This window comes from Aquincola sp. J276 (assembly GCF_024700035.1).
In the GTDB taxonomy this organism is placed as follows: domain Bacteria; phylum Pseudomonadota; class Gammaproteobacteria; order Burkholderiales; family Burkholderiaceae_C; genus Aquincola; species Aquincola tertiaricarbonis.
Genome location: NZ_JAJONC010000002.1, coordinates 1,449,925 through 1,462,005 on the forward strand (window position 1 = coordinate 1,449,925; position 12,081 = coordinate 1,462,005).

A 12,081-nucleotide genomic window follows, 5' to 3' on the forward strand; every position below is an offset into this window, starting at 1 on the left:
TATCAGCGGCGCGGTTGCACTTGCCAGATGTCCTGGGCGTATTGGCCGATGGTGCGGTCGGCCGAGAACGGACCCATGCCGGCCACGTTGGCGATGGCGCTGCGAGCCCAGGCATCGCGGTCGCGGAAGCGCGCATCCACCTGCAGCTGCGTCTTCACGTAGGAGTCGTAGTCGGCCAGCAGGAAGTAGTGGTCGCCGCCCCACAGCAGCGCATCCACCACGCCGCGGTAGCGGTCCGGCTCGTCTGGCGAGAAGGCGCCGGAGGCGATGCTGTCCAGCACCGACTTCAGCCGCGCGTTCTCCTCGTAGATGCGCATCGGCTGGTAGCCGGCGCGCCGCTGAGCTTCCACCTCGGGCGTGCGCAGGCCGAAGATGAAGATGTTGTCGTCGCCCACGGCCTGGCCGATCTCGATGTTGGCGCCGTCCAGCGTGCCGATGGTCAGCGCGCCGTTGAGGGCCAGCTTCATGTTGCCGGTGCCGGAGGCTTCGGTGCCGGCGGTGGAGATCTGCTCCGACAGGTCGGCGCCCGGCATGATGATCTCGGCCACCGACACGCCGTAGTTCGGGATGAAGGCCAGCTTCAGCCGGTCGCCCACGCGGCGGTCGTTGTTCACCACCGCGGCCACGTCGTGAATCAGCCGGATGATTTGCTTGGCCATGTGGTACGACGAAGCCGCCTTGCCCGCGAAGATCACCGTGCGCGGCTGCCAGTCGGCATTCGGGTTGTCCAGGATCTCCTGGTAGCGCGTGATGACGTGCAGCAGGTTCAGCAGCTGGCGCTTGTATTCGTGGATGCGCTTGACCTGCACGTCGAACAGGCTGGTGGGGTCCACCCGCAGGCCGACGGTCTTGTCCAGCAGCGCGGCCAGGCGTGACTTGTTGTGCTGCTTGGCCTCGGCGAAGGCGATGCGGAAGCTGCTGCTGTCGCCGACCGTCTTCAGCTTCGCCAGCTCGTCCAGGTCCAGGCGCCAGCCCTGGCCCAGCGTCTGGTCCAGCAGGCCGCTGAGCTTGGGGTTGGCCTGCGCCAGCCAGCGGCGCGGGGTGACGCCGTTGGTCATGTTGCAGAAGCGCTCGGGCCACAGGTAGGCGAAGTCCGAGAAGATGGTCTGCACCAGCAGGTCGGAGTGCAGCTGCGACACGCCGTTGACCATGTGGCTGCCCACGATGGACAGGTTGGCCATGCGCACGCGCTTCTCGCCGCCTTCGGACACCAGCGACAGCCGGCGCAGGAACTCCACGTCGTCGGGCTTCTTGCTGGCCGCGAAGGCGAGGAAGTCGTGGTTGATGCGGAAGATGATGTCCAGGTGCCGCGGCAGCACGTGGTGCATCAGGTCCACCGCCCAGGTCTCCAGCGCCTCGGGCATCAGCGTGTGGTTGGTGTACGAGAAGGTGCGCTGGGTGATCTTCCAGGCCGCTTCCCAGGCAAAGCCGTGCTCGTCCACCAGCAGCCGCATCAGCTCGGCCACGCCGATGGCCGGGTGCGTGTCGTTCAGGTGGATGGCCACCTTCTCGTGCAGGTTGTCGAGCGTCGGGTGCTCTTCCAGGTGGCGGCCCAGGATGTCCTGGATGGAGGCGGAGGTGAAGAAGTACTCCTGGCGCAGCCGCAGCTCGCGGCCGGCCGGCGTGCTGTCGTTGGGGTACAGCACCCAGGAGATGTTCTCGAACTCGTTCTTCACCTCCGCGGCGCGGGCGTAGTCGCCGGAGTTGAAGGCATGCAGGTCGATGTGCGCAGGCGCCACGGCCTTCCACAGCCGCAGGGTGCTCACCTTGTCGGTGCCGTGGCCGGGGATGACCATGTCGTAGGCCTTGGCATTGACCTCGGCCGCGGGGCGCCACTGGGCCTTGCCGCCGGGCAGCGCCGGCTGCTCCACCCAGCCGCCGAAGCGCACCGGGTAGGCCACGCCGGCCCGCGGGAATTCCCAGGGTGTGCCGTTCTCCAGCCAGGAGTCGGGGTGCTCCACCTGCCGGCCGCCCTGGATCGACTGGGCGAACATGCCGTATTCGTAGCGGATGCCGTAGCCGAACGAGGGCAGGCCCAGCGTGGCCATGGAATCGAGGAAGCAGGCGGCCAGGCGGCCCAGGCCGCCGTTGCCCAGTGCCGCATCGGGCTCGCCGGCGGCCAGGTCTTCCAGCGTCTTGGCGTGCTTTTCGGCGGCCGCGGCGGCGTCGCCCTGCAACCCCAGCGAATGCAGCGCATTGCCGAAGGTGCGGCCGATCAGGAATTCCATCGACAGGTAGTACACGCGCCGGGCCTTGGTGGCGCGGTCGGCGGCCTGGGTACGCACCCAGCGTTGCGAGAGCTGTTCGCGCACGGCCTGGGAGACGGCCTGGAGCACTTCGGGCGCGCCGGCCTGCTCGGGCGCGACGCCCACCGTGTTCAGCAGGTGCCGTTCGGTGGCCGCCGCCAGGTCGGTTTCGGGGGTGGTGGGTTTCATCAGTCTGAGCTCCTCAGGAGGCCGCGATTTTGGGAGCACCTGCAAAATTCCGGCCGGGTTTCATGCTGGAATGGTTTGCAGGCGCGGCGGGGACGCAACGTGAACAGTGCGCTTTGTCGCAGATGCAACCGGTTTGTCACCGCGCTATCCTGCAAACGGGCGCCCCGTGCGCTTGCGTTCATCTTATCCATTCAGTAGCAGTTCCCAGTTCCACTAGCAGTACATCGCAGTCAACGGTTCCGCCAAAACACAGATACGGGAGACTTCCCAATGGCTCAGCACGATGTCGCACGCAACTTCGATCTCCCCAAGCGCGCCGTGGCGCTGGTCCTGGCCGGCGGCCGGGGCAGCCGCCTGAAGAACCTGACCGACCGCCGCGCCAAGCCCGGCGTGTACTTCGGCGGCAAGTTCCGCATCATCGACTTTGCGCTGTCCAACTGCCTGAACTCCGGCATCCGCCGCATCGGCGTCATCACCCAGTACAAGAGCCACAGCCTGATGCGACACCTGCAGCGCGGCTGGGCCTTCCTGAAGCCCGAGATCAACGAGTTCGTGGACCTGCTGCCCGCGCAGCAGCGGGTGGACGAGGAAAGCTGGTACCGCGGCACGGCGGACGCCGTCTACCAGAACCAGGACATCATCGCCAGCTACAAGGCCGACTACATCGTGGTGCTGGCCGGCGACCATGTCTACAAGATGAACTACGCGCTGATGCTGGCCGACCATGTGGAGCAGGGCCGGGACTGCACGGTGGGCTGCATCGAGGTGCCGCGCGAGGAAGCCTCGGCCTTCGGCGTGATGCACATCGACGACAAGCGCCAGATCCTCGACTTCATCGAGAAGCCCGCCGACCCGCCCGCCATGCCCGGCAAGCCGGACCGCTCGCTGGCCAGCATGGGCATCTACATCTTCAATGCGCGCTACCTGTTCAAGGAACTGGAGCGCGACATGGCCGACCCCGATTCCTCGCACGACTTCGGCAAGGACATCATTCCGCGCGCGGTGGCCAACGGCAACGCGGTGGCCCATCCGTTCGACATGAGCTGCGTGGGCGCGCTGCATGGCGAGGAAGCCTACTGGCGCGACGTGGGCACGCTGGACGCCTACTGGGACGCCAACATCGACCTCACCGCCACCGTGCCCAAGCTCGACCTGTACGACACCAAGTGGCCGATCTGGACCTACCAGCCGCAGCTGCCGCCGGCCAAGTTCGTGCATGACATGGGCGACCGCCGCGGCGTGGCCATCGAGTCGCTGGTCTCGGGCGGCTGCATTGTCTCGGGCGAGGTGCGGCGCACGGTGCTGTATTCGGGCGTGCGGGTGCATTCGCATTCCAAGGTGCACTGGTCGGTGCTGCTGCCCGACGTGCAGGTGGGCCGCGGCGCGCGCCTGACCAAGGTCATCATCGACCGCGGCTGCCACATCCCCGACGGCATGGTGATCGGCGAGAACCCTGGAGAAGATGCGCGCAGGTTCCTGCGCAGTGAAGGAGGCGTGGTGCTGGTCACCCGGGACATGCTGGCGGCCCTGCAATGAGCCGACCGCAAGATGCGGTGGCCGCGCAGGCGGCGCCGCTGAAAGTGCTGCATGTGGCGGCGGAGGTGTTTCCGCTGGTCAAGACCGGTGGCCTCGCCGACGTGGTGGCGGCCCTGCCGCCGGCCCTGATCGCCGCCGGTGCCGACGTGCGGCTGCTGGTGCCCGGCCTGCCGCAGATGGTGGCGGCCATCGAGTCGCCGCAGCGGGTGCTCGATCTCGGTGCGCTGTTCGGCGCCGGGCGGGTGAGCCTGATGCTGGGCCGCATGCCCGGCACCGGCGTGCCGGTGTACTTCATCGACGCGCCCTACCTGTACCGCCGCGGCGGCGGCCCCTACCAGGACAGCCGCGGCCTGGAGTGGCAGGACAATCTGCAGCGCTTCGCGATGCTGGGCTGGGTGGCCGCCCACCTGGCCGCCGGCGAGCTGGACCTGGCCTGGACGCCTGACGTGATGCATGCGCATGACTGGCATGCGGGCATGGCCTGCGCCTACGTGGCCGGCCATCCGCCCACCGCGGCAGCCTCGGTCTACACCGTGCACAACCTGGCCTACCAGGGGCTGTTTCCCACGGCGGACTTTCCCTGGCTGGGCCTGTCGTCGCGCTTCATGTCGCCCGCTGGGCTGGAGTTCCATGGCCAGGTGTCGTTCATGAAGGCCGGCCTGAAGTTCGCCGACCGGGTGACCACCGTGAGCCCCGGTTATGCCCGCGAGATCGCCACGCTGGAACACGGCTTCGGGCTGGACGGCGTGATCCGCGGCCGCGGCAGCGACGTGCACGGGATCATCAACGGCATCGACGAGGCCTTGTGGAATCCGGTGGAAGACCCCGGCCTGGCCACCCGCTTCGATGCCGAGACGGTGAGCGCCGGCAAGGCCGCCTGCAAGCGCGCGCTGCAGCAGGAGATGGGGCTGGACACGAAGGCTGCCGGCCCGCTGTGCGGCGTGGTCAGCCGGCTTACCTCGCAGAAGGGCCTGGACCTGGTGCTGGCCGCCCTGCCCGCGCTGCTGCAGCGTGGCGGTCAGCTGGTGCTGCAGGGCAATGGCGACCCGGCGCTGGAAGCCGCCTTCCGCATGGCGCAGCAGGCGCATGCCGGCCAGGTGGGCGTCAAGCTGGCCTATGACGAAGCGCTGGCCCACCGCGTGATGGCGGGTGCCGACCTGGTGCTGGTGCCCTCGCGCTTCGAGCCCTGCGGCCTGACGCAGATGTACGCCCAGCGCTACGGCGCGCTGCCGGTGGTGCGCCGCGTGGGCGGCCTGGCCGACACGGTGGTGGATGCCACGCCCGAGGCCCTGGCCGAGGACCGCGCCACCGGCTTCATGTTCGATGCGGCCAGCGGCCCGGCGCTGGAAGGCGCCATCCACCGCGCCTGCGACGTGTTCGTCGAGCCGGTGACCTGGCAGCAGATGCGCCGCCGCGCGATGGCCTGCAACTTCTCGTGGGACGGCCCGGCGCAGCAGTACCTGGCGCTGTACCGCGACGCGATCGCGGCACGCGCCAGCGCACCCCGCGGCGTGCCGGAAGGCTGACAACCCCGCGCGCGGGACATAAAAAAGCCGCCTGCAAGAGGCGGCTTTTTCATTCAGGCGACGGACCGGGTCAGTTGCCCTTGGAGGCGAAGCGGAAGCGCGACTCCGGGCGGGTCTGCAGCTCGCCGGGCAGCGAGCCGATGTAGTCGGCCATGGCCTTCAGCTCGGCATTGCTGAACTGCTTCACCTGGCCCGCCATGATGGCGTTGTTGCGGCCGATGAGCGAGTTGTTGGTGGTCTTGTAGGCCTTGAGCGCCACGTACAGGTAGTCGGAGAACTGGCCCGCGATCTTCGGGTAGCTGCCGTCGATGGGCTTGGAGAAGTTGGCGCCATGGCAGGAGACGCAGGCGCCCTTGGTCAGCAGCTCCGCCACTTCGGGGCGCGGCTTGACGGCCGGCTGCTCCGGCGCCACCGGCTTCGGATCGGAGACATGGCCTTCGTAATAGGCGGCGACGTCGGCGATGTCCTGGTCGGTCAGCGTGGCGGCGATGCCGCGCATCGTCGGGTGCTTGCGGTCACCGGCCTTGTAGCCGTTCAACGCGGCGACGATGTACTTGGCACCCTGGCCGGAGATCATCGGCACCAGGTGCTGCTCGGGGAAAGCGGCCTTGTACTCGGGGATGCCATGGCAGCCGATGCACATCGCCACCTTCTTCGCGCCGGCGGCCGCGTCGGGCTTGATGTCCTGGGCGGAGGCCGCCGTAACGATGCCGGACAGGGCCAGCACGAGCAGCGAGGATTGGGCTTTGTTCATCGGTAATGCGAAGCTGTGGCTAGGGGCTTGAGTTCAGCCGGCGATTATAGGGCGACCCTTATACTGGCCCGAACCCTTATCACGTCCCGCTGCACAGGCCAAGCACCCACATGAAGTTCCAAGGCTCCGACCAGTACGTCGCCACCCAGGACCTGATGCTGGCCGTCAATGCAGCCATCACCTTGCAGCGCCCGCTGCTCATCAAGGGCGAGCCCGGCACCGGCAAGACGATGCTGGCCGAGGAAGTGGCCAGCGCGCTCAACATGCCGCTGCTGCAGTGGCACATCAAGAGCACCACCAAGGCGCAGCAGGGCCTGTACGAGTACGACGCGGTGAGCCGCCTGCGCGACAGCCAGCTGCAGGACCCGGTGAGTGCCGAGAAGGTGCGCGACATCCGCAACTACATCGTGCAGGGCACGCTGTGGCAGGCCTTCACGTCGGAGCAGCCGGTGGTGCTGCTGATCGACGAGATCGACAAGGCCGACATCGAATTCCCGAACGACCTGCTGCGCGAGATCGACCGCATGGAGTTCTACGTGTACGAGACACGTGAGCTGGTCAAGGCGAAGCACCGGCCGCTGGTGTTCATCACCTCCAACAACGAGAAGGAGCTGCCGGATGCCTTCCTGCGCCGCTGCTTCTTCCACTACATCAAGTTCCCCGATGCGGACACGATGCAGCGCATCGTCGACGTGCACTTTCCCGGGCTCAAGAAGGACCTGCTGGGCGCCGCGCTGAAGAACTTCTACGACGTGCGCAACCTGCCCGGCCTGAAGAAGAAGCCCAGCACCAGCGAGCTGATCGACTGGCTGAAGCTGCTGGTGGCCGAGGACATCCCGGCCGAGGCGCTGCAGAGCAAGGACGACAAGGTGGCCGTGCCGCCGCTGCTGGGCGCGCTGCTGAAGAACGAGCAGGACGTGACGCTGTTCGAGAAGCTGGTGTTCATGCAGCGGCACAACCGCTGACGCCACCGGCCGCCGGGCCGTGTCAGCGGCCCAGGCTCATCGACAGCCCTAGGCGGGGTTCGATGCGGTCGGTGTTCACCGGCCGGTAGGCCGAAAGGTCCAGCGTGGCGCGCCGCGGCACCAGCCACCAGCGCATGCCCACCGTCTGCGCGGTGCCGGCCGGCTCGGAGGCCAGCTGCATGTACATGAGGTGCTCGCCGGCCACGCGCCACAGCGTGGACCACTTGGCCCGTGAGCGCAGCGCGGTGGTGTCCTTGTCGCGACCGAACTGCAGCTCCATCGCCCAGTCGTCGTTGATGCGCAGCATGCTGCCCGCGGCCACCAGCGCGCGGGCGGCCTGGTTCTTCACCGTCGGGTCGCCGCTGGCCTTGACGCCCAGGCGGGCGCTGGTCACCAGCTGGTCGGCCAGCCTGGTGCTCACCCATTGGTCCAGCGAAAGATCGAGGCGCCGCATGCGGGCATTGGAGGTGACCGCCGGCGGCGGGGCCGCCACGTTCAGCGCCATGCGCTCGCCGCCGCAGCCGTAGCCCATGCTGCCGGTGGCGCCGGCCAGCGCCAGCTGCCGCTCGCGCTGCTCGCCATTGGCGTCGCTGAAGGGATCGAGCGCGCAGGTGGACGGCGCGGCGAAGGCGGCCGGACCCAGCAGCGGCTTGCGCGGCACCGGGCGCATCCACTGCACGCGCAGGCCGGTGGGCGCCACCGCGGGGCCAGGCTCTGCCCAGGGCGCGGCCTGCACGGCCGCCGGCAGCGCAGCGGCGCCGGCCAACAGGCAGGCCAGCAATGCTTTCGGCGAGGAGGGTCGGTTGCGCACTGTCATCAAAAGGCCTGCGGTGTGCGGAAGGGGGATGAGGTTGATGATGCGATCATCATCCGGTGTCAACAGCAAGAAAAACACCAGTTAAGCGCTGGTCGTTACACCGTCATGCCCTGGCTCGAACCCGTTGAACTGCCCGGTCGCCGGGCCACGCTGGTGCCGCTTGCACCGGAACATGCCGCCCCGCTGGCCGAAGCGGTGCAGGACGGCGAACTCTGGAAGCTCTGGTACACCGCCGTGCCCGCGCCCGGGCGCATGGCCGCGGAGATCGAGCGTCGGCTGGGACTGCAGAGGGCCGGCAGCATGCTGCCCTTCACCATCCTGGATATCGACGGCGTGCCGGTGGGCATGACGACGTACATGAATGTGGATGTAACGCACCGGCGGGTGGAGATCGGCAGCACCTGGCTGGCCAGGCGGGTGCAGCGCGGGCCGCTGAACACCGAGTGCAAGCGCCTGCTGCTGGCCCATGCCTTCGAGGTGCTGGACTGCATCGCGGTGGAGTTTCGCACGCACCGCCTGAACACCCAGAGCCGCAGGGCCATCGAGCGGCTGGGCGCGCAGCTCGACGGCATGCTGCGCAGCCACCAGCGCATGCCCGACGGTACGCTGCGCGACACGGCCGTCTACAGCATCACCGCCGCCGAATGGCCCACCGTGCGAAGCCACCTCGACTGGCAGCTCGCCAAACCCCGCTGAAGACCGCACCATGGCCAAGAAGCATTTCGACATCGAAGACCTCTGGAAGATCGAGCGCATCGGCACGCCCAGCCTGTCGCCCGATGGCGCGCAGGCGGTGGTTCCGGTCACCCGGCCTTCCATGGAGGACAACAACAGCCGCACCGTGCTGTGGCTGCTGTCCACGCTGGGTGGCAAGCCGCGCGCGATGACCCACGGCGGCGACAAGGACGGCCAGCCGCTGTGGAGCCCGCGCGGCGACCGCATCGCCTTCGTCGGCAAGCGCGAGCAGGAGGGACGCAAGGACGCCTCGCCGCAGCTCTACGTCATTCCGGCCGATGGTGGCGAGGCCCGGCGCGTGACCACCGTGGCCACCGGCATCGAGGGCTACCGCTGGCTGCCGGACGGCAAGCGCATCGCCGCGGTGTCCTGGGTGTGGCCCGAGTTGAAGGGCGGCAAGGCCCAGGCCAAGGCCTTCAAGGAATTCACCGAGCGCAAGGAAAGCGGCTATGCCACGTCGGAGTCGCTGTACCGCTTCTGGGACGACAACCTGCCGCTGGGCCGGGTGCCGCACCTGCACCTGATCGACGTGGACACGGGCAAGGTGCGCGACCTGTTCGAAGGCACTGCCTACGAGCTGCGCCGGCCCGACCCCAGCGCCGAGAACTTCGACATCTCGCCGGACGGCGAACGCATCGTCTTCGCCTTTGATCCGGCGGCCGACAAGCGCATCGACGGCCGCTTCGCGCTGGCCGAGCTGCAGCTGGCCACCGGCCGCATCGACGTGATCGCGCGCGATGCCGAATACGACTTTGCCGCGCCGCGCTACAGCCCCGATGGCGACCGCGTGGCCTTCACCGCCAGCCACCAGGGCCGCAAGCACACCATGCCGGCGCAGCTGGCAGTGTGGGAACGCAGCCGCCCCGGCAGCCGCAATGGCCGCTGGTCGGTGGAAAGCGAGGCCTGGGACCACGAGGTGCAGGCACCCCTGCTGTGGGAGGAGGACGGCCAGGCGGTGCTGTTCACCGCCGAGCAGCGCGGCCGCTGCCACCTCTGGCGCTTCGACCTGCCCGACCGCCGCGCCGAGGCACTGGTCGAGGGCGGCTGGGTGCACGGCTTCGACAAGGTGGCCGGCACGCTGGTGGTGCTGACCGACTCGGCCACGCATCCCGGCCAGGTGATGGCCTGCCTGCCGGGCCAGAAGCCGCGCCGCATCGAGCGCTTCAACGATGCGCTGCTGGGCCCGCTGGCCTGGGGCCGCAGCGAGGAGATGTGGTGCACCGGTGCCGAGGGCGACAAGGTGCAGGTGTGGCTCACCTACCCGCCCGGCTTCGACCCGGAAAAGAAGTACCCGCTGCTGCATCTGATCCACGGCGGTCCGCACACCACCGCCGGCGACGTGTGGCACTACCGGTGGAACACCGAGCTGTTCGCGGCCCAGGGCTACGTGGTGGCGGCGGTGAACTACCACGGCTCGTCCAGCTTCGGCTATGCCTTCCTGGACAGCATCACCCACCGTTGGGGCGCGCTGGAGCTGCAGGACATCGAGGCCGCGACCGATGCGCTGCTGCAGCAGTCCTGGGCCGATCCGGCCCGTGTGTTCGCCACCGGCGGCAGCTACGGCGGCTTCATGGTGGCCTGGATGAACGGCCATGTGGCCCCTGGGCGTTATGCCGCCTACGTGTGCCACGCCGGCTGCTTCGACTGGCAAGCCATGTTCGCCGACGACGCCTGGAGCTGGCATGCCAAGGAGCTGGGGGGCTGGTACTGGGACCAGCCCGAGCTGGTGGCCGCGCAGAGCCCGTCCACCTATGCCGCCGACATGGCCACGCCCACGCTGGTGATCCACGGCGCCAAGGACTACCGCGTGCCCGATGCACAGGGGCTGGCGTACTACAACACGCTGAAGGCCCGCGGCGTGGACACGCGGCTGCTGTGGTTCCCCGACGAGAACCACTGGGTGCTGAAGCCGCGCAACAGCCGGCTCTGGTATGCCGAGTTCCTGGCCTGGCTCAAGCGGCACGACCCGGCGCAGCAGCCGGCGAAGAAGCGCCGCCGCTAGCGCCGCCGCCGCCCGCACTGCCGCCAGCCCCGCCGCGGGCAGGGCTGGCACCTGCATTGCCTACACTGCCCCGAACGCCCTCCGCCGGACCCGTCCCATGCTGATCAACTTCTTCTACACGCTGCGCGCGGCCAAGCTGCCGGTGTCCGTCAAGGAGTACCTCACGCTGCTGGAGGCGCTGAAGGCCGAGGTCATCGGCCCCTCGGTCGACGAGTTCTATTACCTCGCCCGGACCACGCTGGTGAAGGACGAGACCCAGTTCGACAAGTTCGACCGCGCCTTCGGTGCGTATTTCAAGGGCGTGGAGCTTCTGACCGACTTCACGAAGGATGTGCCGCTGGAGTGGCTGCGCAAGACGCTGGAGCTGGAGCTCACGCCCGAGCAGAAGGCCGCCATCGAGAAGATGGGGTGGGACGAGCTGATGGAGACGCTGAAGAAGCGCTTCGAGGAGCAGAAGGAGCGGCACGAAGGCGGCAACAAGTGGATCGGCACCGGCGGCACCAGCCCTTACGGCGCCTACGGTTACAACCCGCAAGGCATCCGCATCGGGCAGGACAAGGGCCGCAACAAGAGCGCCGTGAAGGTGTGGGACCAGCGCAGCTTCAAGGACTACGACGACACGCTGGAGCTGGGCACCCGCAACATCAAGGTGGCGCTGCGGCGGCTGCGCCGCTTTGCCCGTGAAGGCGCGGCGGAGGAACTGGACCTGGACGACACCATCCACTCCACCGCCGCCAATGCCGGCCTGCTGGACATCAAGATGGTGCCGGAGCGGCACAACAAGGTGAAGGTGCTGCTGCTGATGGACGTCGGCGGCACGATGGACGAGCACATCCACCGGGTGGAGGAGCTGTTCAGCGCGGCCAAGACCGAGTTCAAGCACCTCGAGTTCTATTACTTCCACAACTGCGTCTACGACTTCATGTGGAAGAACAACCGCCGCCGTTACAGCGAGAAGTTCCCCACCTGGGACGTGATCCGCAAGTACAACAAGGACTACAAGCTGATCTTCGTGGGCGACGCGACCATGAGCCCCTACGAGATCCTGCAGCCCGGCGGCAGCGTCGAATACAACAACGAGGAGCCCGGCGCCGAATGGCTGCAGCGGCTCACGCACGCATTTCCCAAGTTCGCATGGATCAACCCCGAGCCGCAAGGCGTGTGGCAGTACCGGCAGAGCATCGCCATCATCCAGCAGCTGGTGAACCAGCGCATGTTCCCGCTGACGCTGGCCGGCCTCGAAGGAGCGATGCGGTTGCTCACGAAATGAGTGCACCCGTGGCCGGGGCGGCCCGGCGCTTCCTTGCCAGG

9 protein-coding genes are annotated in these 12,081 nt (G+C 68.0%); 6 read left to right on the forward strand and 3 right to left on the reverse strand.

Annotated features, from left to right (window positions below):
* Positions 1–2: 2 nt before the first annotated feature.
* Positions 3–2,435, reverse strand: a complete 2,433-nt coding sequence (locus LRS14_RS24595) for a glycogen/starch/alpha-glucan phosphorylase (RefSeq protein WP_046115046.1) — start codon at positions 2,433–2,435, stop codon at positions 3–5.
* 270 nt (positions 2,436–2,705) lie between these two features.
* Between LRS14_RS24595 and glgC the strand changes: the two genes are divergently transcribed.
* Complete coding sequence (gene glgC / locus LRS14_RS24600) at positions 2,706–3,971, forward strand: glucose-1-phosphate adenylyltransferase (RefSeq protein WP_257801477.1); 1,266 nt, start codon at positions 2,706–2,708, stop codon at positions 3,969–3,971.
* The gene (gene glgA, locus LRS14_RS24605) at positions 3,968–5,497 is read left to right on the forward strand and encodes a glycogen synthase GlgA (RefSeq protein ID WP_257801478.1); all 1,530 of its coding nucleotides are present in this window, start codon (positions 3,968–3,970) and stop codon (positions 5,495–5,497) included. Before glgC ends, glgA begins: the two co-directional genes overlap by 4 nt.
* Positions 5,498–5,567: 70 nt before the next feature.
* Here glgA and LRS14_RS24610 read toward each other — a convergent pair whose 3' ends face one another.
* Positions 5,568–6,251 carry a cytochrome c gene (locus LRS14_RS24610; protein ID WP_046115043.1) on the reverse strand — a complete coding sequence of 228 codons (684 nt, stop codon included), beginning with the start codon at positions 6,249–6,251 and terminating at the stop codon, positions 5,568–5,570.
* Positions 6,252–6,361: 110 nt separating this feature from the next.
* Between LRS14_RS24610 and LRS14_RS24615 the strand changes: the two genes are divergently transcribed.
* The gene (locus LRS14_RS24615; RefSeq protein WP_046115042.1) at positions 6,362–7,216 is read left to right on the forward strand and encodes a MoxR family ATPase; all 855 of its coding nucleotides are present in this window, start codon (positions 6,362–6,364) and stop codon (positions 7,214–7,216) included.
* A 22-nt stretch (positions 7,217–7,238) separates the two neighbouring features.
* Here the strand turns inward: LRS14_RS24615 and LRS14_RS24620 are convergent, their stop codons facing one another.
* Positions 7,239–8,033 carry a hypothetical protein gene (locus tag LRS14_RS24620; protein WP_157039697.1) on the reverse strand — a complete coding sequence of 265 codons (795 nt, stop codon included), beginning with the start codon at positions 8,031–8,033 and terminating at the stop codon, positions 7,239–7,241.
* Positions 8,034–8,138: 105 nt separating this feature from the next.
* Here LRS14_RS24620 and LRS14_RS24625 point away from each other — a divergent pair, with 105 nt between their 5' ends.
* From LRS14_RS24625 to LRS14_RS24635, 3 genes are all read left to right on the forward strand, one after another.
* Positions 8,139–8,729: a GNAT family N-acetyltransferase gene (locus LRS14_RS24625; RefSeq protein ID WP_257801479.1), complete on the forward strand. Its 591-nt coding sequence runs from the start codon at positions 8,139–8,141 to the stop codon at positions 8,727–8,729.
* A gap of 10 nt (positions 8,730–8,739) precedes the next feature.
* Entirely contained in the window at positions 8,740–10,770 is a 2,031-nt protein-coding gene (locus LRS14_RS24630) for a S9 family peptidase (protein ID WP_257801480.1), read from the forward strand.
* Between the two features lie 97 nt (positions 10,771–10,867).
* Complete coding sequence (locus tag LRS14_RS24635; RefSeq protein WP_046115038.1) at positions 10,868–12,040, forward strand: VWA domain-containing protein; 1,173 nt, start codon at positions 10,868–10,870, stop codon at positions 12,038–12,040.
* Positions 12,041–12,081: the final 41 nt, after the last annotated feature.